This window comes from Streptomyces sp. NPDC053076, assembly GCF_044546845.1.
Classification (GTDB): Bacteria; Actinomycetota; Actinomycetes; order Streptomycetales; family Streptomycetaceae; genus Streptomyces.
Window position 1 is genome coordinate 386,671 of the sequence record NZ_JBITZL010000004.1, and the last position, 22,548, is coordinate 409,218.

Consider the following 22,548-nt stretch of genomic DNA (forward strand, 5'->3'; position numbering starts at 1 on the left):
GACGGGGAACTCAGGGCCTCGGCACCCGCACGACGAGCGCGTCACCCTGGCCGCCACCACCGCACAGCGCGGCCGCGCCGACACCGCCGCCGCGGCGCTTGAGCTCGAGCGCCAAGTGGAGCACGAGACGGGCACCGGACATGCCGATCGGGTGACCCAGGGCGATCGCACCACCGTTCACGTTCACCATTTCGGTGGACACGCCGAGGTCCTTCATTGACTGCACGGCGACCGCGGCGAACGCCTCGTTGATCTCGATGAGGTCGAGGTCGGAGACCTCCAGGCCCTCCTTCTTCAGGGCGTGCAGGATGGCGTTGGACGGCTGCGACTGCAGGCTGTTGTCCGGTCCGGCCACATTGCCGTGCGCCCCGATCTCGGCGAGCCACTCCAGGCCCAGCTCCTCGGCCTTGGCCTTGCTCATCACGACCACGGCCGCCGCACCGTCCGAGATCTGCGAGGAGGTGCCGGCCGTGATCGTGCCGTCCTTGGTGAAGGCCGGGCGCAGCTTGGCCAGGGACTCCGCGGTGGTGTCACCGCGGATGCCCTCGTCCTTGCTGAACAGCACCGGGTCGCCCTTGCGCTGCGGGATCTCCACGGGGGTGATCTCGGCCTCGAACAGGCCGTTCTTCTGCGCGGCGGCGGCCCGCTGGTGGGACAGGGCGGCGACCTCGTCCTGCTCGGCGCGGCCGATGCCCAGTCGGGCGTTGTGCTTGTCGGTGGACTCGCCCATGGCGATGCCCTCGAAGGAGTCGGTCAGGCCGTCGTAGGCCATCGCGTCGAGCATCTGGACCGCGCCGTACTTGTAGCCCTCACGGGACTTGGGCAGCAGATGCGGGGCGTTGGTCATCGACTCCTGGCCGCCCGCCACGACGATGTCGAACTCGCCGGCGCGGATCAGCTGGTCGGCGAGGGCGATGGCGTCGAGGCCGGAGAGGCACACCTTGTTGATGGTGAGCGCCGGCACGTTCATCGGGATGCCGGCCTTGACCGCCGCCTGCCGGGCCGGGATCTGGCCGGCGCCGGCCTGCAGCACCTGGCCCATGATCACGTACTGCACCTGGTCGCCGCCGATCCCCGCACGGTCGAGGGCGGCCTTGATCGCGAAGCCGCCGAGGTCGGCTCCGGAGAAGGACTTCAGCGAGCCCAGCAGCCGCCCCATGGGCGTCCGGGCGCCCGCGACGATCACCGAGCTGGTCGTTCCAGAAGACATGAGGTGCGATCCCCTTCCAGCTGCGCGCAGCCGAGGAGTGAACGAGGGTTTACCTCGAATGTACTGAGCGGTCGAGCACGCCGTCATCGGCCCGCCGGTGTGATCGCGCGCACGTTGCGTAACCACCCGCGGAGCGCTGCACTGAATCCATGCTGACGCGAATCGACCACATCGGGATCGCCTGCCACGACCTCGACGCGACCGTCGAGTTCTACCGGGCCACGTACGGCTTCGAGGTGTTCCACACCGAGGTCAACGAGGAGCAGGGCGTACGGGAGGCCATGCTCAAGATCAACGAGACCTCCGACGGCGGCGCCTCCTACCTCCAGCTGCTGGAGCCGACCCGCGAGGACTCCGCGGTCGGCAAGTGGCTCGCCAAGAACGGCGAGGGCGTCCACCACATCGCCTTCGGTACGGCGGACGTGGACGCCGACTCCGAGGAGATCCGGGGCAAGGGCGTACGCGTGCTCTACGAGGAGCCACGACGCGGCTCCATGGGGTCGCGGATCACCTTCCTGCACCCCAAGGATTGCCATGGCGTTCTCACAGAACTGGTCACTTCGGCCCCTGTTGAGTCGCCCGAGCACTGACCCCCGTACATAAGGGCCGGTAGGGTTGGGGGCGGTCGTCCCGTCCACCGGGGCGACCGCATGCCGGGGTCCGGGTTTCGGGGGACGAGCGTCGGGGCAGCAGCCCGTGCTCCGCCGTTGATCTGACACCATTCCCCGGGGGCCCCGTCCGGCCGATGGACGGTGCTCGTTGGAGAAGCTCACCAGGGGACGGATGGGACCGCGCAGTGCGGGGCTACGAGAGCCAGGAGCGAGAGCCGGCGGCTGACGTCGACCACCTCTCTCGGTTCGAGGCCGAGATGAAGCGGCTGAAGACCGAGCGGGAAAAGGCGATCCAGCACGCCGAGGACCTCGGCTACCAGGTCGAGGTGCTGCGCGCCAAGCTGCACGAGGCGCGGCGCACCCTCATGACCCGGCCCGCCTACGACGGCGGTGACATCGGCTACCAGGCCGAGCAGTTGCTCCGCAATGCCCAGATGCAGGCCGAGCAGCTGCGCCAGGACGCCGAGCGGGAGCTGAGCCAGGCCCGCGCGCAGACCCAGCGCATCCTCCAGGAGCACGCCGAGCAGGCCGCCCGGCTCCAGGCGGAGCTGCACCAGGAGGCGGTGACCCGGCGCCAGCAGCTCGACCAGGAGCTGGCCGAGCGCCGCTCCACCGTCGAGTCGCACGTCAACGAGAACGTGGCCTGGGCGGAGCAGCTGCGCGCCCGCACCGAGCAGCAGGCACGCCGGCTGCTCGACGAGTCGCGCGCCGAGGCCGAGCAGGCCATGGCCGCCGCCCGCGCCGAGGCCGAGCGGCTGACCCGGGAGGCCCGCGAGCGGCTGCAGAGCGACGCCGAGGCCGCCCGGGCGGAGGCCGAGCAGATCCTGCGCCGGGCCCGCACGGACGCCGAGCGGCTGCTGAACGCGGCCTCCACGCAGGCGCAGGAGGCCACCGAGCACGCCGAGCGGCTGCGGACCGACGCGGTCGGCGAGTCCGACGCCGCCCGTCGGCAGGCCACCGAGCTGAGCCGGGCCGCCGAGGAGCGGATGACGGCGGCCGAGGAGGCGCTGCGCAAGGCGCAGACCGAGGCCGAGAAGGTGGTCACGGAGGCGAAGGAGGCCGCCGCCAAGGCCCTCGCGAGCGCCGAGGCCGCCAACGAGACGCGGACGCGCACCGCCAAGGAGCAGGTCGCCCGGCTGGTCGAGGAGGCCACCAAGGAGGCCGAGAGCACCAAGTCCGAGGCCGAGCATCTGGTCGCCGACGCCCGCGCCGAGGCCGAGAAGATCGTCGCCGAGGCCGCCGAGAAGGCCCGCTCGATCACCGCCGAGGAGACGGCCAGCCAGCTGTCCAAGGCGGCCCGCACCGCCGAGGACGTCCTGAACAAGGCGTCGGAGGACGCCCAGAAGACCACCAGGGCCGCCGCCGAGGAGGCCGAGCGGATCCGCACGGAGGCCGAGACCGAGGCGGACCGGCTGCGCGCCGAGGCGCACGACATCGCCGAGCAGCTCAAGGGCGCGGCGAAGGACGACACCAAGGAGTACCGCGCCAAGACGGTCGAGTTGCAGGAGGAGGCCCGCCGGCTGCGCGGTGAGGCCGAGCAGCTGCGCGCCGACGCGGTCGCCGAGGGCGAGTCGATCCGCGCCGAGGCCCGCCGCGAGGCCGTCGCGCAGATCGAGGAGGCGGCCAAGTCCGCCGAGGAACTGCTGGCCAAGGCCAAGGCGGACGCCGACGAGCTGCGGAAGACCGCGACCGCCGACAGCGAGAAGGTCCGCACCGAGGCCATCGAGCGCGCCACCGGTCTGCGCCGGCAGGCCGAGGAGACCCTGGAGCGCACCCGTAAGGAGGCCGAGCGGCTGCGCGCCGAGGCCGCCGAGCAGGCCGAGACGACCAGGTCGGACGCCGAGAAGGCCGCGCGGGAGCTGCGCGAGGAGACCGAGAGGGCCGTCGAGGCCCGCCGCGGCGAGGCCGCCGAGGAGCTGACCCGCCTCCAGACGGACGCGCAGGAGCGGCTGGCCTCGGCCGAGCAGGCGCTGGCCGACGCCCGCGAGGAGGCCGCCCGGATCCGCCGGGAGACCGCCGAGGAGGCCGAGCGGCTGCGCGCGGAGTCCGCCGAGCGGATCCGTACGCTCCGGCAGCAGGCCGAGACCGAGGCCGAACGGCTGCGCGACGAGGCGGCGTCCGACGCGTCCGTCTCCCGTGCCGAGGGCGAGGCCATCGCCGTACGGCTGCGCTCGGAGGCCGCGGCCGAGGCCGAGCGGCTGAAGGTGGAGGCCCAGGACACCGCCGACCGGGTCCGCGCGGAGGCGCAGGCCGCCGCCGAACGGCTGGGCACGGAGGCGTCCGAGACGCTGGCCGCCGCTCAGGAGGAGGCCGCACGGCGCCGCCGCGAGGCCGAGGAACTCCTCGGCGCCGCCCGTGAGGAGGCCGACCAGGAGCGGCAGCGGGCCCGCGAGCAGAGCGAGGATTTGCTGGCCTCCGCCCGCAAGCGGGTCGAGGACGCGCAGGCCGAGGCCACCCGCCTGGTGGAGGAGGCCGACCGGCGCGCCACCGAGATGGTCGCCGCCGCCGAGCAGCACGCCCAGCAGGTCCGGGACTCCGTCGCCGGGCTGCACGAGCAGGCACAGGAGGAGATCGCCGGGCTGCGCTCGGCCGCCGAGCACGCGGCGGACCGTACGAAGCGGGAGGCCGAGGAGGAGGCGGACCGGGTCCGCGCCGACGCCTATGCCGAGCGGGAGCGGGCGAGCGAGGACGCCTCCCGGGTCCGGCGCGCGGCGAACGAGGAGTCGGAGGCCGCCAAGGCGCTGGCCGAGCGGACGATGGCGGAGGCGATCGCCGAGGCCGAGCGGCTGCGCTCGGATGCCGGCGAGTACGCCCAGCGGGTGCGCACCGAGGCGTCGGACGCGCTCGCCGAGGCCGACCAGGCGGCCTCCCGTACCCGGGCGGACGCCCGGGAGGACGCCAACCGCATCCGTTCGGACGCGGCGACCCAGGCCGACACCCTCATCACCGAGGCCCGCAACGAGGCCGAGCGACTGCAGACGGAGACGGTCGCGGAGGCCGACCGGGTGCGCACCGAGGCCCTCACCGAGGCCGAGCGGCTCCAGACCGAGACCGCCGCCGAGGCCGAGCGGGTGCGCGCCGAGGCGCTCACCGAGGCGGACCGGGTCCGTGCGGAGGCGGTGGCGAACGCCGAGCAGCTCATCGGGGACGCCACCGGCGACGCCGAACGGCTGCGTGCCGAGGCCGCCGAGACCGTGGGCTCCGCGCAGGCGCACGCCGAGCGGGTGCGGGCGGACGCCGAGCGGCTCAAGGCGGAGGCGGAGGCCGAGGCCGAACGGCTCGTCAACTCCGCGCGCGAGGAGGCCGAACGGACCCTGGACGAGGTCCGCAAGGACGCCAACAAGCGGCGCTCCGAGGCGGCCGAGCAGGTCGACAAGCTCATCACGGAGACCACGGCCGAGGTCGACAAGCTGCTCGGCGAGGCGCAGGAGCAGGCGCTGAAGACCACCGCGGACGCCGAGTCGCAGGCCGACACGATGGTCGGCGCTGCCCGCAGCGAGGCCGACCGGATCGTCTCCGAGGCGACCATCGAGGGCAACGCGCGGGTGGAGAGGGCCCGTACGGACGCGGACGAGCTGTTGGTCGGCGCGCGCCGGGACGCCACCGCGATCAGGGAGCGCGCGGAGGAGCTGCGCGACCGCGTCACCGCCGAGATCGAGGAGCTGCACGAGCGGGCCCGCCGAGAGGCCGCCGAGACGATGAAGTCCACCGGCGACCGCTGCGACGCGCTCATCAAGGCCGCCGAGGAGCAGCTGGAGAAGGCCGAGGCGAAGGCCAAGGAGATGGTCTCGGAGGCGAGCTCCGAGGCGGGGAAGGTGCGCATCGCCGCGGTCAAGAAGGCGGAGGGGCTGCTCAAGGAGGCCGAGCAGAAGAAGGCCCGCCTGATCAAGGAGGCCGAGGAGCTGAAGGCGGAGGCCATCCGCGAGGCCCGGCGCACGGTCGAGGAGGGCAAGCGGGAGCTGGAGATCCTGGTGCGCCGGCGCGAGGACATCAACACCGAGATCTCCCGGGTCCAGGACGTCCTGGAGGCGTTGGAGTCCTTCGAGGCGCCCTCGGCCGGCAAGGACAGCGGAGTCAAGGCGGGCGCCACCGTGGGCGCCCCCCGATCGGGTGGCAAGTCGTCAGAGAGCTAGCGGGCGACGTACGTTCCGTTGTCTTCTGGGGGCTTTGCCCGACTCTTGGCAAGCCGTCCGACGGTCAGCCACTCAAAAGAGGTGCCATTCTCCAGATCAAAACCGTATCCGCTCGATGACACACCGCTTCGGCCCCTAGGATTCCCCTTATCACCTCACCGGTCTCATTCGACAGGAACCCCATGAGCGACACTTCCCCCTACGGCTTCGAGCTTGTGCGGCGTGGGTACGACCGCGCTCAGGTGGACGAACGTATCTCCAAGCTCGTCTCCGACCGTGACAGCGCTCTCGCCCGCATCACCGCCCTGGAGAAGCGCATCGAGGAGCTCCACCTCGAGACGCAGAACGCCCAGGCCCAGGTATCCGACGCAGAGCCGTCGTACGCGGGTCTCGGCGCGCGGGTCGAGAAGATCCTGCGCCTGGCCGAGGAAGAGGCCAAGGAGCTTCGTGAGGAGGCCCGGCGGGCGGCCGAACAGCACCGCGACCTCGCCGAGTCGGCGGCCCAGCAGGTCCGCAACGACGCCGAGTCCTACGCCGCGGAGCGCAAGGCCAAGGCCGAGGACGAGGGCGTCCGGATCGTCGAGAAGGCCAAGGCCGACGCGTCCCAGCTGCGCACCGAGGCGCAGAAGGACGCGCAGTCCAAGCGCGAGGAGGCGGACGCCCTCTTCGAGGAGACCCGCGCCAAGGCCGCGCAGGCCGCCGCCGACTTCGAGACCAACCTGGCCAAGCGCCGCGAACAGTCCGAGCGCGACCTGGCCTCGCGTCAGCAGAAGGCCGAGAAGCGCCTCGCCGAGATCGAGCACCGGGCCGAGCAGCTGCGCCTGGAGGCGGAGAAGCTGCGCACCGACGCCGAGCGCCGGGCCCGCCAGACGGTGGAGACCGCGCAGCGCCAGGCCGAGGACATCGTGGCCGACGCCAACGCCAAGGCCGACCGGATCCGTTCGGAATCCGAGCGGGAGCTGGCGGCGCTCACCAACCGCCGCGACAGCATCAACGCCCAGCTGACGAACGTCCGCGAGATGCTCGCCACGCTGACCGGCGCCGCGGTGGCCGCGGCCGGCACGCCGGCCGACGACGAGCCGATCTCCCGGGGCGTTCCGGCGCAGCAGTCCCGGTAGGTCCGGGTAGTCGTACGCACCCCGAGGGGGGCGGTGGGACCGGTCCCGCCGCCCCTCTCGCGTGCGCGGGCCCGGCGGCACGGCGAACGCCGGGGCCGCGCCCCCCCCGGGGGTACGGCGGACGTCGGTGGCCACGACCCCCGAGGCACGGCGAACGCCGGTGGCCACGACCCCCGGCGGTACGGCGGACGTCGGTGGCCACGACCCCCGAGGCACGGCGAACGGCGGGGCCGCGCCCCCCGCGCACGGCGAACGCCGGGGCCGCGCCCCCCGCCGCACGGCGGACGCCGGTGGCCGCGAGTTCCGTGTCCCGGGTGGGGCGGCGCGTAGCCTGAGGGAAGGAGTGCGGGGCCTCGGCGGCCGGACCGTACCGGTTCGGCGCGCGGCCCTCCCGCCGGGAAGGGGTGCCTCGTATGCCGAACGGCGGCCGGTCCCTCGAAGACGCCATCCTCGATCTGCTCGACCGGCGGGCGCCGGGGGCGTCGGTGTGTCCCTCGGACGTCGCCCGTGCGGTGCACCCTTCCGTGGACGAGGGCTGGCGCGCGCTGATGGAGCCCGTCCGCCGGGCCGCGGCCCGGCTCGCCGCCGAAGGTCAGGTGGAGATCACCCAGCACGGCGACCCCGTCGACCCCGCCCACGCCCGTGGGCCCATCCGGATCCGCCGTCCGAGCTGACCCGAGAGCCCGGCCCGCGGACGCCGCCGGCCGCTCAAGTGGCAGCCGTCCACAGCCCGTCTTAGCGTGGCCGCATGATCGAGCTGGCGGGACTGACCAAGCGGTACGGCGAGAAGGTGGCGGTCGACCACCTCACCTTCTCGGTCCGTCCGGGCATCGTGACGGGGTTTCTGGGACCCAACGGCGCCGGGAAGTCGACGACCATGCGGATGATCCTCGGGCTCGACCGCCCCACCGCCGGTGACGTCCGGATCGACGGCCGGCACTACGACCGGCTCAAGGACCCGTTGACGTACATCGGCGCCCTGCTGGACGCCAAGGCGATGCACGGCGGCCGGAGTGCCTACAACCATCTGCTGTGCCTCGCGCAGAGCAACGGGATCCCCAGGAGCCGGGTGGCGGAGGTACTGGAGACCGTCGGTCTCACCTCCGTGGCCCGGAAGAAGGCGAAGGGGTTCTCGCTGGGCATGGGGCAGCGGCTGGGTATCGCCGGGGCGCTGCTCGGGGATCCGCGGATCCTGATGTTCGACGAGCCGGTGAACGGACTCGACCCGGAGGGCATCCACTGGATCCGGAACCTGATGAAATCGATGGCCACGCAGGGGCGGACGGTGTTCGTGTCGAGCCATCTGATGAGCGAGATGGCGCTGACCGCCGATCACCTGGTGGTCATCGGGCAGGGGCGGCTGCTCGCGGACACCTCCATGGCCGACTTCATCCGGGCGAACTCGCGGTCGTATGTGCGGATCCGCTGCCCGCAGCGCGAGCGGCTGCTCGACGTACTGCACCAGGCCGGGATCACCGTCGTGGAGGCGGGCGGCGGGGCACTGGAGGTGGCGGGCGGCAAGGCCGAGCAGATCGGTGAGCTGGCCGCGCGGTACGGGCTCGTGCTGCACGAGCTGAGCCCGCAGCAGGCTTCACTGGAGGAGGCGTTCATGCAGTTGACGGCGGAATCGGTGGAGTACCACGCGCAGACCGGTCAGGGTCCCGCCCCGCAGGACTGGGGCACCGGCTGGAAGGGGGCCTGAACCATGGCGGCCGTCCAGGTCATCCGCTCGGAGTGGACCAAGATCAGGTCGGTGGCGTCCACTGTGTGGACACTGTCGCTGGCCCTGGTGGTCACCGTCGCCCTCGGGACGTTGATCTCCGCACTGACGAACAGTCAGTACCGCAACATGCCCGTGCGGGAGCGGCTCTCCTTCGACCCCACGGTCATCAGTTTCGCCGGCATGACCCTCGGCCAGCTCGCCATGATCGTGTTCGGGGTGCTGGTCGTCTCCAACGAGTACAGCACCGGCATGATCCGGGTCTCGCTGGCCGCCGTGCCGCGGCGCGAGATCTTCCTCGCCGGCAAGGTCGCGGTGGCCGCGGCGCTCGCTCTGGTCGTCGGCGTGGTCACCAGCTTCGCCGCGTTCTTCCTCGGCCAGGCGATGCTCGGCTCCCACCGGGCGGGCATCGGCGACGCGGGCGTGCTGCGCGCGGTGTTCGGCGGCGGGCTGTACATGACGCTGATCGCGATGTTCTCCATGGGGGTCGCCGCGATGCTGCGCTCACCCATGCTCTCCCTCGGCATCCTGATGCCGTTCTTCTTCCTGATCTCCAACATCCTCGGCAACGTGGACGCCACGAAGAAGATCGGCCGGTTCCTGCCGGACCAGGCGGGCAGCCGGATCATGCAGGTGGTGCCCCGGGTGGGGGACGACACTCCCTACGGGCCCTGGGCCGGACTCGGGATCATGGCGCTGTGGGTGATCGCCGCGCTGGCGGGCGGCTACGTCCTCCTCAGGCGCCGGGACGCCCAGTAGACGCGGCGGTCACCCGGCGTAGTGCTCGGGCTTTACCCTCTCTTGGGCGGAACCGTCAGCGCCTCGATATCCTCCTAACCCTTACGGGGGCGTGTGCCCCGCTGTCCTGAACCTTTCGATGGGTGCGGAGCATGATCGAGGCTGTCGGCCTGACCAAGCGCTACGGCGACAAGACCGCCGTGTACAACCTTTCCTTCCGGGTGCGGCCGGGAGCCGTCACCGGTTTTCTCGGGCCGAACGGCTCGGGCAAGTCCACGACGATGCGGATGATCCTCGGGCTGGACAACCCCACGTCCGGGTCGGTCACCATCGGCGGCCACCCGTACCGCAAACTGCCCAACGCCCCCCGGCAGGTCGGCGCGCTGCTCGACGCCAAGGCCGTGCACGGCGGCCGGACCGCCCGCAACCACCTGCTGAGCCTCGCCCAGCTGTCGGGCATCCCGGCCCGGCGCGTGGACGAGGTGCTCGGCGTCGTCGGCCTCCAGGGTGTGGCCAAGAAGCGCTCCAAGGGCTTCTCGCTCGGCATGGGCCAGCGCCTCGGCATCGCCGCCGCGCTGCTCGGCGACCCCCAGGTGCTGCTCTTCGACGAGCCGGTCAACGGCCTCGACCCCGAGGGCATCCTCTGGGTCCGCAACCTGATGAAGGCGCTCGCGGCCGAGGGCCGTACCGTCTTCGTCTCCTCCCATCTGATGAGCGAGATGGCGGTGACCGCCGACCACCTCATCGTGATCGGGCGCGGACAGCTGCTCGCCGACATGAGCGTGAAGGACTTCATCTCGGCCAACTCCGCGGACTTCGCGCGCGTGCGCACCCCGGACACCGACCCGCAGCTGCGCGAGAAGCTCTCCTCCGCGCTCACCGAGGCCGGCGGCCATGTCCTGCCGGAGCAGGACGGCGCGCTCCGGGTGACCGGACTGCCGCTCCCCCGCATCAGCGACCTCGCGCACGAGGCGGACGTCCGTCTGTGGGAGTTGTCGCCGCACCAGGCGTCGCTGGAGGAGGCGTACATGCGGATGACGCAGGGCGCCGTGGACTACCGCTCGACCGTCGACCAGAAGACCGGCCTGCAGCAGCCGCTGCCGCCCGGCGCGCACCCGCCGGTGCCGGTGCCCGGGCAGGGCCAGCCGGGCTGGTACGCCCCGCCGCCGCCCCAGCAGGGCGGGCAGCCCTTCACGATGCCGGCCCCGCCCGCGGGCCCGTACGGCGGCGCTCAGGCGGGCGGGTACGGCGCTCCCGGCACGGACGCGGCCAACCCGTACGCCCAGCCGGGCGCCCCGGTTCAGCCGAGCGCCCCGGTTCAGCAGCCCGCGCAGGCCCCGGCGGCCGCCCCCGCGCCGCAGGATCAGCCGCCGGCCCTGACCAAGGCGGCTCCCGCGGCCCCGGCCGCCACCCCGGCCGTCGCTCCGGCGGCCTCCGCCGCCCCGCCGGCTCCCGCCGCGACGCCCGCCCCGCAGCCGGCACCCGCCACGGCTCCCCCGGCGCCCGCCGCCGGTACCGCCACCGCCCCCGCTGACCCGACCCAGCCCGAGGACGCCCGATGAGCACCCACCAGCCCCCGATGCCGCAGGCCCCGGCCGCGCCCGACTGGCAAGCGGCGCCCGGTGGGCCGTACCCCGGCTACACCTCCCCCATCCCGGTCGTGCGCACCCACCTCGGCCACGCGCTGGCCTCGGAGTGGACGAAGATCAAGTCGGTGCGCTCCACGATGTGGACGCTCGGTGTGTTCGTGCTGCTCGTCGCCGGCGTCGGCCTGCTGGCCGGCTCGCTGGTCGCTTCCAACTCCGACTCCGAGAGTCTGACCGGCGAGAACCCGCTGTCGTTCGGCTTCTTCGGCCTGCTCCTCGGCAGCATCTGCATCATCACGCTCGGCGTGCTGACCACGGCCTCGGAGTACGGCACGGGCATGGTCCGTACGACGATGACCGCGTGCCCCAGCCGGGCCCGGGTGCTCGCGGCCAAGTCGATCGTGTTCTTCGGCGTCGCCTTCGTCGTCACCCTGGTCACGTCCGGCTTCGTGGCCATGGTCCAGGCGTCCATGCTGGAGAGCACCGCCGCCCGCACCCCCACCGGCGGGGACTGGTTCAAGGCCACCGTCGGCGTCAGCCTCTACCTCGCGCTGCTCGGGCTGCTCTCGCTGCTCATCGGCTCGGTCATCCGGCACTCCGCGGGCGCCATCACCATCATGATCGGCGTGCTGCTGGCGCCGCTGGTGCTCGCGCTGTTCATGGCGACGGAGTCGCTCAACAAGGTGCGCGAGTGGCTGTTCGAGTACTCGATCCCCAACCAGCTGAGCGTCTTCTACGCCAACTCCCTGAGCGAGTCCGGCCCGTCCGGCTGGGACCCGCTGTGGATCATCATCGGCCTGACGGCGGCGGTGTACGCGGGCGCGTACGCCCTGCTCCAGAGCCGGGACGTGTGACGCCCGCCGTTTCCGGGGCGCCGGCGCCCTAGAACCTGGGCGCGTTACGGGACCGCTGCACCCGCGTGGTGCGGCGGTCCTTCGCGTTCCAGCATGCCTTGTGCCAGTGCCGGCGGTCGTCGACGCCCGCGTGCTCCGGCCACGCCACCACGTGCGGGACGCCGGAGGCGATCAGCTGGTCGCAGCCGGGGCAGCGGTAGGTCTTGCCCTGCGCGCCGGCCCCGGCGACATGCCGTACGCTCCAGTCCTCGCCGTGCCAGCTCTCGGTGGACTGCCAGCCGCCGTACCGGCCGGTTCGGTCGTCCTCGGCGCTCCGGCCCGACGATCCGGCTGCCTTCGGTCGGTTACGACGCGGGGACACGGGGCACCTCTCGGGGCTATACAGGAAGCACGGGCTGCATCCAGCCTACGCGCCGCCGAGTGGGGTACGCGTACGGAACCAACCGGTACAAGTCCCCCTCAAGGGCGACTCATTCTGCAGACAATCCGCAAATCTCTCCGCCAAGCCGTGTCCTGCGCACGTGTCAGACGGTTATGCCCGGTGGGGGAGCTCCGAGTCGGAGCCAAGGAAGCAGGAAATGCGATGCGCGTTGGAAGTTTTGTGCTGGCCGCCCAGTTCCCGGGCCAGGGTCCGGGAGAGGCGCTGCACCGGGCGGTCCGCTCGGCGGAGGTCACCGAGCAGGCCGGCCTGGACGCGGTATGGCTGGCCGAGCACCACTTCGTGCCCTACGGCACATGCCCGTCCGCGGTCACGCTGGCCGCGCTGCTGCTGGGCCGCACCCGCCGCATCCGGGTCGGCACGGCGGTGAGCGTCCTGCCCACCGCCCACCCGGTCGCCCTCGGCGAGCAGGCGGCACTGCTGCACCTGACCAGCGGCGGACGGTTCACGCTGGGCGTCGGACGCGGCGGCCCCTGGGTGGACCTGGAGGTGTTCGGCACGGGCCTGGAGGCGTACGAACAGGGGTTCCCGGAGTCGCTCGATCTGCTGCTGCGCTGGCTGAGCGAACCGGCCGTGGCGGCCTCCGGCGAGCGGTTCTCCTTCCGCGAGGTACCGGTCGTACCCCGTCCCTCGGAGGCCCTGACGGACGCCCCCGGCCCCGAGGTCGTCCTCGCCTGCACCTCACCGGCGAGCGTCCGGCTGGCCGCCGAGCGCGGGCTGCCGATGCTGCTCGGCATGCACGTCGGGGACGAGGAGAAGGCCGAGATGGTCGCCCTGTGGCGGCGTTGCGCCCGCGCGGCGGGCCGGACGGCCGAGGAGATCGCGGGTGCCGCCCATGTCTCGGCCGGGGTCTGCCAGCTCGCCGACCGCCGCGCGGACGCGGCGGAGACGCTGCTGAAGGCGATGCCGGGCTGGCTGAGGCAGGGGCTCGCGGCCCATGTGACGGTGGACGGACGGGCGCGCGCGATGCGCGACCCGTACGCCTACACCGAACTCCTCTGCGGACTGCACCCCGTGGGTACCCCGCAGCTCGCCGCCGACCGGCTCGCGGCCACCTCGGAGCGCACCGGCATCTCCCGCTTCGCCCTCCTGGTGGAGGGTTCGGGCGATCTCGCGGCCACCGAGGAGAACCTACGGCGTCTCGGCGCCGAGGTGCTGCCCCAACTGCGCTGACCGCCCCGACGCGCAGGCCACCTGGGGGGCTTGCCGCCCCAGTAACGAATGCACCTCCCGCGGGTGGAGCGGCAAGCCGACGGCTCTCCGTCCCGGTCTCGGCCCGTGCCGCGGCCGAGCGTCAGCAGTCCCGAAGCTCCGGCGACTGGTTCAGCAACTGGCTGCGCACCGACGTGAAGCGGGCCAACGTCTCGTCCACCGAGTCGTCCAGCGGGAACACCGCCACGCGGTGGCAGTTCTGGAAGGCCAGCCGCACACCGAAGTGCCGCTGCAGCGCGCCGCGGATGGCGTCACTCGCGAGCGCGCGCAGCAGCTGACCGCGTGCCTGCTCGTCCGGCGGGGGCGTCTGGTTGTCGGCGAAGGATCCGCCGTCCACCTTCAGCTGGGCCACCAGGGAGCTGATCATCTCCCACGCGTAGGGCAGGGAGGTCCGGACGCAGTCGACGAATGCTGCTTCGTCGACCTCGCCTCGCTCGGCCTGTTCGAGTAGGGCCGGTGAGACGTCGAGCGACATGGGTTCTCCTCTCGCACCCCCGAACAGCCGGGGGTTGCCGGACAGATAGGGGAGTTCGCGATTTCGAACACGCTCAGTACATGGGCCGCAACCTCCCGTTCCCTACCGTAGGCAACGGTCGGTGACCACACCAGCAGAATGGGTATATGGAACGGTCCCGTTACGCCCACAATCGGCCAGGGATGAACAAGAGTCTCAAGGGACAAATGGTGCGATCCACAGGGAGCGGGACGGGCGGATCGCGCGCACCTGCGGGCGTCGAGTAGCGTTGCCGACCATGCGTCTCGTCATTGCCCGATGCTCGGTCGACTACGCCGGCCGGCTCACCGCCCACCTGCCCTCGGCGCCCCGCCTGATCCTGGTCAAGGCGGACGGCAGCGTCTCCATCCACGCCGACGACCGGGCCTACAAGCCCCTCAACTGGATGTCGCCGCCCTGCGCGCTGAAGGAGGGCGCGGGCGAGGACGAGGGCGTGTGGACCGTCGTCAACAAGGCGGGCGAGAAACTGATCATCACGATGGAGGAGATCCTCCACGACTCCTCGCACGAACTCGGTGTGGACCCCGGTCTGATCAAGGACGGCGTGGAAGCGCACCTTCAGGAGCTGCTCGCCGACCGCATCGAGACGCTGGGCGAGGGTTACACGCTCATCCGGCGCGAGTACATGACCGCGATCGGCCCGGTGGACATCCTGTGCCGGGACGCCGCCGGCCAGACGGTCGCGGTCGAGATCAAGCGCCGGGGTGAGATCGACGGTGTGGAGCAACTCACCCGGTACCTGGAGCTGTTGAACCGCGACCCGCACCTGGCGCCGGTCCGTGGTGTCTTCGCCGCGCAGGAGATCAAGCCCCAGGCCCGCGTCCTCGCCACCGACCGGGGCATCAACTGCCAGATCCTGGACTACAACGCCCTACGCGGCATCGAGGACGACAAACTCCGCCTCTTCTGACCCGCGCCCGGCCGACTCCCGACACTCCACCCTCCCCCACCCGATCCCGACCGGCCCCATCCCGGACACCCGATTCCGTCCCGGCGCCGGCCGCACCGGGGCGCGCGGTGCGATCCGGCCGTGCCCGTCACCCCCGTGCCGTCAGATCACCGCGTCCGGTGTTCCCGGCGGGGTCTGGGGGGCCGATGCGGTGCTTGACGTGCCCCCGGCGGAGCCGGTCGTGCCGGTGTCCGTGCCGCCCGTCGTCGTTCCGCCGCTTTCGCCGCCCGTGGTGCCGCCCGTCGTGCCGTCCGTGCTGCCGCCCGTGGAGGTACCGCCCGCCGAGTCTCCGCCGGTCGCGCCGCCCGTCGTGCCGGTGGTGCCGCCGGCCGCGCCGCCGCTGCCGCCGTCACCGCCGGTGCCACCGGTGCCACCGGTGCCGCCGGTGGACGTACCCGTCGAACCGCCGGTGTCCGTACCGCCCGTGGGGCCGCCGCTGCCCGTGCCACCGGTCGAGCCCCCCGTCGTACCGCCGCCCGACGAACCGCTCGACGAGCCGGTCGGCCCCGACGGCTCGGGCGACCTGGACGGTGAGCCGGAGGGCGAGCCGGAGCCGGCCGGGGCGACGCTCTCCGACGGCTGGGCCGTGTTCGCCGGCGGCGCCGGGTCGTCCGCCGTGCCGTACGTGCCGTCCGGCCCCGGTGAGGTCGGTCGGACGGCGGCCGTGCCGGTGCCGCCGTCCCCCGTGGTGTCGGTCGGGTCCGCGCCGGTACCGCCGTCTTCCAGGCCCTGGCTCGCCGACGGGTTGACCTCGACCTTGCCTGCCGGGTTCCGGTCGCCGTCCGGGTCGGACGACATGCCGAGGGTGATGACCGTGCCGAGCACGGCGGCGAGCAGCGCGCCGGAGCCGACCGCCACCAGGTTGCGCCGGACCACGCCCCGGATGCCGCCGCTCCGCGCCCCGGCCCGCGGCAGTTGCTGGGTGACCAGGGTGTCGCCCGCGGGGACGTACGGCACCGGTGCGGGCTCGTCCTGCCGTACCTCCGGCACCTCCTCCGCCACCGCCGACACCGGCAGCCCGGGCGCCTCGCCGGCGCGGTCGGCGAGCAGGGCCAGCGCCCGGCGGCCGGCGACCGCGCCCCGCTTGTCGGCGAGGGCGCCGCGCAGCCCGCCCGACGCCTCCAGTTCGGCACGGGCCCGGTCCAGCTGTCCGGCGCAGAGCGCGAGGATGCCCAACTCGTGGTGGAAATAGGCTTGATCAGGTACCTCGCCGGCCAGCCGGGAGGCTTCCGCGCCGGACCGCAGGGCCCGCTCCCAGGCACTCCAGTGAAGTCCGGCGGCGAAGGCGGGCGCGGCCGTGCGAGCCAGCCGCACGGCGCCGCTCTCCTCGCCCTCGGCGGACGGGGAGGTCCGCGGTACGGCGGCGGCCAGCGCGGCCAGGACCGCGTCGGCCTCGGCGCACACCCGTTCCGGGGTGACCGAGGGGTGTCCGGCCCACCAGGCGTAGTGCTGGGCGGCGGTGAGGGCGCGCTCGGCGGCGTCGGCGGCGTATCCGGCGGCCTCCAGCTGGGTCAGTACGCCGGCCGCGAGCCGGTAACGGGAGCCGACCGGGGAGACCAGGCCGCAGCTCACCAGCTCACCGAGGGAGGCGTCGGCATGGGTGTCGCCGATGAGCGCGGGCAGGTGCGCCTGGTGGGGTATCTCGCCGCCGAGGGCGACCGCGAAGCGCAGGGCGGCGCGGGCGGAGGGGGTGAGCCGGGAGGCGAGCAGCGGAGCGGGGGCCGCGGCCTCGCCGAGAGGCGGCAGCGGAACGTCCTCCGCCAAGTCCGCGGAGGGGTCCGCCTCCAGACCCGCGGGCAGGTCCGCGGCCGGGCGTACGTCCTCGAAGACGCCGTACTCGTCCACCGCGCCGGCGCTGGCCCGCAGCTGGTCGCGCTGCCGGAGCAGGGCGCCGGCCTGAACGAACCGCAGGGGCAGTCCCTCGGACTCGAACCACAGGTCCCCGGCCCAGTTGGCCTCTTCCTCGGTGAGCACCCGGCCGACGGTCCGCTCCAGGATCTCCACGCCGGCGGCACGGTCGAGGCCGGCGAGGAAGACCTCCTCGACCTCCGACTCGGCGGAGGGCGCGGGCACGTCGGGGGTGGCACCGAACAGGAACGCGCACTCGGGGGTGGCGTCGAGCAGTTCGTCCAGCGCGGCGCCGCCGAACTCCAGGTCGTCCAGGACGACGACCGCGCCGATCTCCCGGACGCGGGCGACCAGTTCGTCCCGGTCCGGGCGGTATCGGGGGGCGTCGTAGACGGTGTGGAACAGGTCGTGCAGGAGGTCACCGGGCGCCCGGTGGAAGCCGTTGAGGCGGACCACGCCGTCGGGGGCGAGATCGAGGCAGTCCTCGGCGACCAGGTCGAGCAGGGCGGTGCGGCCGGAGCCGGCCGGCCCGGTGAGGCGGACCGAACGGCCGCGGGCGAGGAGGCGGGCCAGACGTTCGCGCTCGTCCTGGCGTTCCAGCAGGGACAGCGCGGGCTGTGCGGGGCCGGGCGGCACGGGCGGGTGGGCGGCTCGTCCGGTCCCGGCACGCTCGTCGGCGGTGCGCTTGCGGGGCACGCCGGGACGCTCGGCGGGCGGGCAGGGTTCTATCTCGCTGCCGTCGACCGGATTGACGGTCACCTGGAGGTCACCGGCGACGAACTGCGCCATTCGGGCGGGCGCGGGCGAGCCGGGGGCGAAGTCGGAGGTGAGGGGGTCCCGGGACGGGCGGCGGCTGTGCGCCTGGCCGTGCTCCTCGGGTCCCGGGGTGATCGGGTCGATCGGGTCCATGGATTCCAGTCCCCCAAAAGCGTCGTGTGCCCGTGTTCCGGCCCTCCCGGCCTTTTCGCACACCGCGCTGTCGCTTCTGGTCCGGGCCCGCTCGGTCGAGGGTTGCGAGGTGGCGGGCGACCGCACCCTAAACCTTCACTCAGTATCTCCGACAGGGCGGGGTGCCATGCGGTCCGAGACGTCACGATCTCAGGAGGATTGCCCCCGCTGTGCGTTTCGGGGACGCGCCCGCTCCCGTGTCACCCGGCTCACCGCCGGGCGCGCCTCACACGCGGGGCAGCGACTCCACCCCGATGCCGCCCTCGATGGCGAGGATGCGGTGCAGCCGGGTGGCCACCAGCAGGCGCTGCATCTGCGGGGGCACGCCCCGCAGCACCAGGCGGCGCCCGCAGCGGCCGGCCCGCCGGTGGGCCCCCATGATCACGCCGAGGCCGGTGGCGTCCCAGGAGTCCAGTTCGGACAGGTCGAGCACCAGGTCGCCGACTCCGGTGTCGACGGCCGAGTGCAGGGCCGTACGGGCGTCCGCCGCGCTGCGAACGTCGAGGCGGCCCCCGACGACCAGCTCGGCGTGGTCGCCCCTGATGTGCATATGCGCTCCCCGTTGAGTGCGGTTGGCGTACTCGGTGACGGTGCTGTGCAACGTCTGACTGTGCGGGTGGCGGTGCGGTTGCTGCTTGTAAGCGAACCGATACCGAATTCACCCCTGGGAGTGACACTCCCGGGGTGATTGTCCGTGAACGGGTTGACTCAGTACTTGTAGAAGCCCTGCCCGCTCTTGCGGCCGATGTCACCGGCGTCCACCATCCGGCGCATCAGCTCCGGCGGGGCGAACTTCTCGTCCTGGGACTCGGTGTAGATGTTGCCGGTGGCGTGCAGCAGGATGTCCACGCCGGTGAGGTCGGTGGTGGCGAGCGGGCCCATGGCGTGGCCGAAGCCCAGCTTGCAGGCGAGGTCGATGTCCTCGGCGGTCGCGACGCCGGACTCGTAGAGCTTGACGGCCTCGACCACGAGGGCGGAGATCAGCCGGGTGGTGACGAAACCGGCCACGTCGCGGTTGACGACGATGCAGGTCTTGCCGACGGACTCGGCGAACTCCCGCGCGGTGGCGAGGGCTTCGTCGCTGGTCTTGTAGCCGCGGACGAGTTCGACGAGCTGCATCATCGGCACCGGCGAGAAGAAGTGCACACCGACGACCCGCTCGGGGCGCTCGGTGACCGCCGCGATCTTGGTGATCGGGATGGCGGAGGTGTTGGAGGCGAGCACGGCGTCCTCGCGCACGATCTTGTCGAGCGCGCGGAAGATCTCGTGCTTGACCTCCAGCTTCTCGAAGACGGCTTCCACGACGACGTCCGCGTCGGCGGCGGCGTCCAGGTCGGTGGTCGGGGTGATGCGCGCGAGGGCGGCCTCGGCGTCCTCGGCCGCCAGCCGGCCCTTGCCGACGAACTTGTCGTAACTGGCCTTGATGCCGTCGGTGCCGCGCTTCAGTGCCTCGTCGGTGACGTCCCGCAGGACGACCTCCCAGCCCGCCTGTGCGGCGACCTGAGCGATGCCGGAACCCATGAGACCGGCCCCGATGACGGCGAGCTTCCGTGCCACTCCGACTCCCTTGAACGCGCTCCAAGTCTGCTTCCCCGGCGGACCCTAGCGCTCTGGCGGCGCTGTGTGAGCGGTTAGTAACGCGTGTCACGGTCTCAGGGCGTGAGACGCCGGTCACGTCTTGTTCGACGGACTCGGCCGTTCTCCCGCCGGCCGGTCCCGCGGGCTCGCGGCGACGGCGGCCGGATGGGCAATTGCCCGCGAGTCAGCGCCGGTTGGCGCCTCGTGGGCCGGGGCCGGCACGCTCAGGGCGCCTTCCGGACAGCGTAGTGCAGGACCCGCTCGCTCAGCAGGTCCTCGATGTCGTCGAGGAGAACGAGCACCTCTCGTGACACTTCGTCCGTTTCGCGCCCCTTGACCATCTCGCGCCCGATGACCGCCATGATCGTGCTGTGCACCCAGCCGATCTGACCGGCCATCAGGTCCGGCAGCTCGTCGTCGTCCGCGGCGCCGGTCTCCTCGCGCAGCGTCTCCGCCAGGTTGGCCTGGACCTCCTGGGCCATCGCCCACAGCCGGGAGCGCAGGGCGGGCGCCTCCTCGACGACCTTCATGAAGGCCGCGTATCCGGGGAACAGGCCGACCCGGGGCGAGACGGCCTCCACCTCCTCGCGCAGCTCGCGCAGGACCGCGGCGGCGGCCGACTCCCCTCGCGGGCGGCCCCGCACCCAGCGGGCCAGCCGGTCGACCATGCCGGCCGAGCGGTCGAAGAAGAGGTCCTCCTTGGCGGGGAAGTAGTTGTAGACGGTGTTGACGGAGACGTCGGCGGCCTCGGCGATCTCCGCCATCGTCACCGCGTCGAACCCGCGCTCCACGAACAGCCAGGTGGCGACATCCGAGATGTGCTGCCGGGTCTGCCGCTTCTTCCGCTCCCTGAGCCCCTCTGCCATGCCCGCATCCTAACTTCGCTGGACCCACTGAAAACTTGGTGTCATTGCAAAATTTAAGGGACTCTGTTTTTCTGGGTGCATGGCAGCAGTCATCAGTACGGCGGGCCTCGCCCGCACCTTCCGGACCAAAGCCGGACCCGTCGACGCCGTCGGCGGCGTCGACCTCACCGTCCACGAGGGCGAGATCCTCGGGTTCCTCGGCCCCAACGGCGCCGGCAAGACCACCACCCTGCGCATGCTCACCACCCTGCTGAAGCCGACCGGAGGCGCGGCCACCGTCGCCGGCTGCGATCTGACGACCGATCCGGCCGGGGTGCGCCGGGCCAGCGGCTATGTCGCCCAGGCCGGCGGAGTCGACCCGCAGATCACCGTCCGGGAGGAGCTGGTCACCCAGGGCCGGATGTACCGGCTGTCCAGGGCCGAGGCGGTCGCGAGGGCCGGGGAACTCGCCCGGGAGCTGGACCTCACCGGGCTCCTGGACCGCAGGACCGGCGCGCTCTCCGGAGGCCAGCGCCGCCGTCTCGACATCGCGATGGCCCTCACCCACCGCCCGAAGGTGCTGTTCCTGGACGAGCCGACGACCGGCCTGGACCCCGGCAGCCGCGCCGATCTGTGGGACCTGGTCCGCCGACTGCGCGACGAGCACGGCACGACCGTCTTCCTGACCACCCACTACCTGGACGAGGCCGACGCCCTCGCCGACCGTCTGGTGATCGTCGACCGGGGCACGGTCGCGGCGGAGGGCACCCCGAGCGCGCTCCGGCTGCGCCATGGCGGCTCGCTCGACGCCACCCTCCAGGACACGTTCCTCGCCATCACCGGCCGCGGGCCCTCCCCGGCCGACACCGCACCCGTCGCCGTATAGGACCGCGAACATGCTGCTTCACGACACGGCCCTGATCTACGGCCGCTATCTGCGCCAGTCCCTGCGCTCCCGCTTCGCCCTGCTCTTCGGGGTGCTGACGCCCCTGCTCCATCTGCTCTTCTTCGGCCCGCTGCTCACCAGTCTGCCGCTGGGCGGCGAGGGCAGCTCCTGGCAGGTGCTGGTCCCCGGGCTGTTGCTGCAACTGGGCCTGTTCGGAGCCTTGTTCGCCGGGTTCACGGTCATCATCGAGAAGGGCCAGGGGGTGGTGGAGCGGATGCGGGTGACCCCGGTCAGCCGGCTCGCCCTGCTGCTCGGCCGGGTCCTGCGGGACGCCACGGTGTTCGTCTTCCAGGCGGTGCTGCTGGTGCTGGCGGCGCTGGTGATGGGCCTGCGCGCGCCGCTGGCCGGGGTCCTGATCGGCTTCGCCTTCGTCGCGCTGCTCACGCTCTCGCTGGCCTCGGTGTCGTACGCGCTCGGCATGAGGGTCCGCACGCCGCAGGAGTTCGGCCCGCTGATCAACATGGTGTCGATGCCGTCGATGCTGCTGTCCGGGCTGATGCTCCCGATGTCGCTCGCGCCCGCCTGGCTGGACGTGCTCTCGCACTTCGTCCCGTTCCGCTATCTGGTGGACGCCGTCCGCGACGCCTACGTCGGCCAGTACACGAGCGCGCACATGCTCCACGGCGTCCTGGTCGCCGTCGGCTTCGCGGCGCTGGCTGTGACGGCGGGCACTCGGGTGTTCCGGACGGCCGGAGCGTAACTACGCTGGCCGTATGGTCAATCTGACGCGCATCTACACCAGGACCGGCGACCAGGGCACCACCAGCCTGGGTGACATGAGCCGGGTACCCAAGACGGACCTGAGGATCTCCGCCTACGCCGACGCCAACGAGGCCAACGCGGTGATCGGCACCGCGCTCGCGCTGGGCGGCCTGGAGGCGGAGACCGCCGCGGTCCTCACCCGTGTCCAGAACGACCTGTTCGACGTGGGCGCGGACCTGTCGACGCCGGTGGTGCAGAACCCCGAGTTCCCGCCGCTGAGGGTGGAGCAGTTCTACATCGACCGGCTGGAGGCGGACTGCGACCGCTTCAACGAGCGGCTGGAGAAGCTGCGCTCCTTCATCCTCCCGGGCGGCAGCCCGGGTGCGGCCCTCCTCCACCAGGCGTGCACGGTCGTACGCCGGGCCGAGCGCTCCACCTGGGCTGCCCTGGAGGTGCACGGCGAGACGATGAACCCGCTGACCGCGACCTACCTCAACCGCCTCTCGGACCTGCTGTTCATCCTGGCCCGCAGCGCCAACGGGGAGGCCGGCGACGTGTTGTGGGTGCCGGGCGGAGAGCGCTGATCCGGTCCCCGGC

20 protein-coding genes are annotated in these 22,548 nt (G+C 72.4%); 13 read left to right on the plus strand and 7 right to left on the minus strand.

Annotated features, from left to right (window positions below; all coding sequences use genetic code 11):
* Positions 1 to 10: 10 nt before the first annotated feature.
* On the minus strand, positions 11 to 1,210 hold the full coding sequence (locus tag ACIGYR_RS19175; protein WP_399597996.1) for an acetyl-CoA C-acetyltransferase: 1,200 nt from the start codon (positions 1,208 to 1,210) through the stop codon (positions 11 to 13).
* A gap of 149 nt (positions 1,211 to 1,359) precedes the next feature.
* On the opposite strand from ACIGYR_RS19175, the gene mce reads away from it, so the two are divergent.
* The 8 genes from mce to ACIGYR_RS19215 all read left to right on the plus strand — a co-directional run bounded on the left by mce (position 1,360) and on the right by ACIGYR_RS19215 (position 11,970).
* The gene (gene mce / locus ACIGYR_RS19180) at positions 1,360 to 1,800 is read left to right on the plus strand and encodes a methylmalonyl-CoA epimerase (RefSeq protein ID WP_391840892.1); all 441 of its coding nucleotides are present in this window, start codon (positions 1,360 to 1,362) and stop codon (positions 1,798 to 1,800) included.
* Positions 1,801 to 2,006: 206 nt separating this feature from the next.
* Complete coding sequence (gene scy / locus ACIGYR_RS19185; protein ID WP_399597993.1) at positions 2,007 to 5,954, plus strand: polarized growth protein Scy; 3,948 nt, start codon at positions 2,007 to 2,009, stop codon at positions 5,952 to 5,954.
* 182 nt (positions 5,955 to 6,136) lie between these two features.
* Positions 6,137 to 7,072 (plus strand): cellulose-binding protein, encoded by a 936-nt coding sequence (locus ACIGYR_RS19190; RefSeq protein WP_399597992.1) that lies wholly within the window; start codon positions 6,137 to 6,139, stop codon positions 7,070 to 7,072.
* A gap of 413 nt (positions 7,073 to 7,485) precedes the next feature.
* Positions 7,486 to 7,746: a DUF3253 domain-containing protein gene (locus ACIGYR_RS19195; protein ID WP_391840886.1), complete on the plus strand. Its 261-nt coding sequence runs from the start codon at positions 7,486 to 7,488 to the stop codon at positions 7,744 to 7,746.
* Between the two features lie 74 nt (positions 7,747 to 7,820).
* Positions 7,821 to 8,774, plus strand: a complete 954-nt coding sequence (locus tag ACIGYR_RS19200) for an ABC transporter ATP-binding protein (protein WP_399597989.1) — start codon at positions 7,821 to 7,823, stop codon at positions 8,772 to 8,774.
* A 3-nt stretch (positions 8,775 to 8,777) separates the two neighbouring features.
* On the plus strand, positions 8,778 to 9,551 hold the full coding sequence (locus ACIGYR_RS19205; protein WP_391840883.1) for an ABC transporter permease subunit: 774 nt from the start codon (positions 8,778 to 8,780) through the stop codon (positions 9,549 to 9,551).
* Positions 9,552 to 9,682: 131 nt separating this feature from the next.
* Positions 9,683 to 11,092 (plus strand): ABC transporter ATP-binding protein, encoded by a 1,410-nt coding sequence (locus ACIGYR_RS19210; protein ID WP_399597987.1) that lies wholly within the window; start codon positions 9,683 to 9,685, stop codon positions 11,090 to 11,092.
* A complete protein-coding gene (locus ACIGYR_RS19215; protein ID WP_399597984.1) occupies positions 11,089 to 11,970 on the plus strand; it encodes an ABC transporter permease in 882 nt (293 codons plus the stop codon). Before ACIGYR_RS19210 ends, ACIGYR_RS19215 begins: the two co-directional genes overlap by 4 nt.
* A 28-nt stretch (positions 11,971 to 11,998) precedes the next feature.
* On the opposite strand, the gene ACIGYR_RS19220 is transcribed toward ACIGYR_RS19215, so the two are convergent.
* Positions 11,999 to 12,331 (minus strand): ATP/GTP-binding protein, encoded by a 333-nt coding sequence (locus ACIGYR_RS19220; RefSeq protein WP_391840877.1) that lies wholly within the window; start codon positions 12,329 to 12,331, stop codon positions 11,999 to 12,001.
* A 222-nt stretch (positions 12,332 to 12,553) separates the two neighbouring features.
* On the opposite strand from ACIGYR_RS19220, the gene ACIGYR_RS19225 reads away from it, so the two are divergent.
* The gene (locus ACIGYR_RS19225) at positions 12,554 to 13,582 is read left to right on the plus strand and encodes an LLM class flavin-dependent oxidoreductase (protein ID WP_391840875.1); all 1,029 of its coding nucleotides are present in this window, start codon (positions 12,554 to 12,556) and stop codon (positions 13,580 to 13,582) included.
* Between the two features lie 121 nt (positions 13,583 to 13,703).
* On the opposite strand, the gene ACIGYR_RS19230 is transcribed toward ACIGYR_RS19225, so the two are convergent.
* Entirely contained in the window at positions 13,704 to 14,096 is a 393-nt protein-coding gene (locus tag ACIGYR_RS19230) for an SCO5389 family protein (RefSeq protein WP_399597981.1), read from the minus strand.
* 277 nt (positions 14,097 to 14,373) lie between these two features.
* Between ACIGYR_RS19230 and nucS the strand changes: the two genes are divergently transcribed.
* Positions 14,374 to 15,045 (plus strand): endonuclease NucS, encoded by a 672-nt coding sequence (gene nucS / locus ACIGYR_RS19235; protein WP_391840871.1) that lies wholly within the window; start codon positions 14,374 to 14,376, stop codon positions 15,043 to 15,045.
* Between the two features lie 141 nt (positions 15,046 to 15,186).
* Here nucS and ACIGYR_RS19240 read toward each other — a convergent pair whose 3' ends face one another.
* The 4 genes from ACIGYR_RS19240 to ACIGYR_RS19255 all read right to left on the minus strand — a co-directional run bounded on the left by ACIGYR_RS19240 (position 15,187) and on the right by ACIGYR_RS19255 (position 20,324).
* On the minus strand, positions 15,187 to 17,841 hold the full coding sequence (locus ACIGYR_RS19240) for an ATP-binding protein (RefSeq protein ID WP_399598684.1): 2,655 nt from the start codon (positions 17,839 to 17,841) through the stop codon (positions 15,187 to 15,189).
* Between the two features lie 265 nt (positions 17,842 to 18,106).
* Positions 18,107 to 18,430, minus strand: coding sequence for an STAS domain-containing protein (locus tag ACIGYR_RS19245; RefSeq protein ID WP_014675024.1), 324 nt, complete (start codon positions 18,428 to 18,430; stop codon positions 18,107 to 18,109).
* A gap of 158 nt (positions 18,431 to 18,588) precedes the next feature.
* The gene (locus ACIGYR_RS19250; RefSeq protein ID WP_399597977.1) at positions 18,589 to 19,437 is read right to left on the minus strand and encodes a 3-hydroxyacyl-CoA dehydrogenase family protein; all 849 of its coding nucleotides are present in this window, start codon (positions 19,435 to 19,437) and stop codon (positions 18,589 to 18,591) included.
* Positions 19,438 to 19,682: 245 nt separating this feature from the next.
* A complete protein-coding gene (locus ACIGYR_RS19255) occupies positions 19,683 to 20,324 on the minus strand; it encodes a TetR/AcrR family transcriptional regulator (protein ID WP_399597974.1) in 642 nt (213 codons plus the stop codon).
* A gap of 79 nt (positions 20,325 to 20,403) precedes the next feature.
* On the opposite strand from ACIGYR_RS19255, the gene ACIGYR_RS19260 reads away from it, so the two are divergent.
* Genes ACIGYR_RS19260 through ACIGYR_RS19270 form a run of 3 tightly spaced genes read left to right on the plus strand, consistent with a single transcriptional unit; the run spans position 20,404 to position 22,535 of the window.
* The gene (locus tag ACIGYR_RS19260; RefSeq protein ID WP_399597973.1) at positions 20,404 to 21,189 is read left to right on the plus strand and encodes an ABC transporter ATP-binding protein; all 786 of its coding nucleotides are present in this window, start codon (positions 20,404 to 20,406) and stop codon (positions 21,187 to 21,189) included.
* A gap of 10 nt (positions 21,190 to 21,199) precedes the next feature.
* Positions 21,200 to 21,949 (plus strand): ABC transporter permease, encoded by a 750-nt coding sequence (locus ACIGYR_RS19265; RefSeq protein WP_399597970.1) that lies wholly within the window; start codon positions 21,200 to 21,202, stop codon positions 21,947 to 21,949.
* A gap of 13 nt (positions 21,950 to 21,962) precedes the next feature.
* A complete protein-coding gene (locus ACIGYR_RS19270; RefSeq protein WP_391840861.1) occupies positions 21,963 to 22,535 on the plus strand; it encodes a cob(I)yrinic acid a,c-diamide adenosyltransferase in 573 nt (190 codons plus the stop codon).
* Positions 22,536 to 22,548 lie beyond the last annotated feature (13 nt).

Bases quoted from the DNA above. Each gene is read 5' to 3' on its own strand.
- ACIGYR_RS19175 (WP_399597996.1), bottom strand. From the start codon at position 1,210: ATGTCTTCTGGAACGACCAGCTCGGTGATCGTCGCGGGCGCCCGGACG.
- mce (WP_391840892.1), top strand. From the start codon at position 1,360: ATGCTGACGCGAATCGACCACATCGGGATCGCCTGCCACGACCTCGAC.
- ACIGYR_RS19190 (WP_399597992.1), top strand. From the start codon at position 6,137: ATGAGCGACACTTCCCCCTACGGCTTCGAGCTTGTGCGGCGTGGGTAC.
- ACIGYR_RS19195 (WP_391840886.1), top strand. From the start codon at position 7,486: ATGCCGAACGGCGGCCGGTCCCTCGAAGACGCCATCCTCGATCTGCTC.
- ACIGYR_RS19200 (WP_399597989.1), top strand. From the start codon at position 7,821: ATGATCGAGCTGGCGGGACTGACCAAGCGGTACGGCGAGAAGGTGGCG.
- ACIGYR_RS19205 (WP_391840883.1), top strand. From the start codon at position 8,778: ATGGCGGCCGTCCAGGTCATCCGCTCGGAGTGGACCAAGATCAGGTCG.
- ACIGYR_RS19210 (WP_399597987.1), top strand. From the start codon at position 9,683: ATGATCGAGGCTGTCGGCCTGACCAAGCGCTACGGCGACAAGACCGCC.
- ACIGYR_RS19215 (WP_399597984.1), top strand. From the start codon at position 11,089: ATGAGCACCCACCAGCCCCCGATGCCGCAGGCCCCGGCCGCGCCCGAC.
- ACIGYR_RS19225 (WP_391840875.1), top strand. From the start codon at position 12,554: ATGCGCGTTGGAAGTTTTGTGCTGGCCGCCCAGTTCCCGGGCCAGGGT.
- ACIGYR_RS19230 (WP_399597981.1), bottom strand. From the start codon at position 14,096: ATGTCGCTCGACGTCTCACCGGCCCTACTCGAACAGGCCGAGCGAGGC.
- nucS (WP_391840871.1), top strand. From the start codon at position 14,374: ATGCGTCTCGTCATTGCCCGATGCTCGGTCGACTACGCCGGCCGGCTC.
- ACIGYR_RS19240 (WP_399598684.1), bottom strand. From the start codon at position 17,841: ATGGACCCGATCGACCCGATCACCCCGGGACCCGAGGAGCACGGCCAG.
- ACIGYR_RS19245 (WP_014675024.1), bottom strand. From the start codon at position 18,430: ATGCACATCAGGGGCGACCACGCCGAGCTGGTCGTCGGGGGCCGCCTC.
- ACIGYR_RS19255 (WP_399597974.1), bottom strand. From the start codon at position 20,324: ATGGCAGAGGGGCTCAGGGAGCGGAAGAAGCGGCAGACCCGGCAGCAC.
- ACIGYR_RS19260 (WP_399597973.1), top strand. From the start codon at position 20,404: ATGGCAGCAGTCATCAGTACGGCGGGCCTCGCCCGCACCTTCCGGACC.
- ACIGYR_RS19265 (WP_399597970.1), top strand. From the start codon at position 21,200: ATGCTGCTTCACGACACGGCCCTGATCTACGGCCGCTATCTGCGCCAG.
- ACIGYR_RS19270 (WP_391840861.1), top strand. From the start codon at position 21,963: ATGGTCAATCTGACGCGCATCTACACCAGGACCGGCGACCAGGGCACC.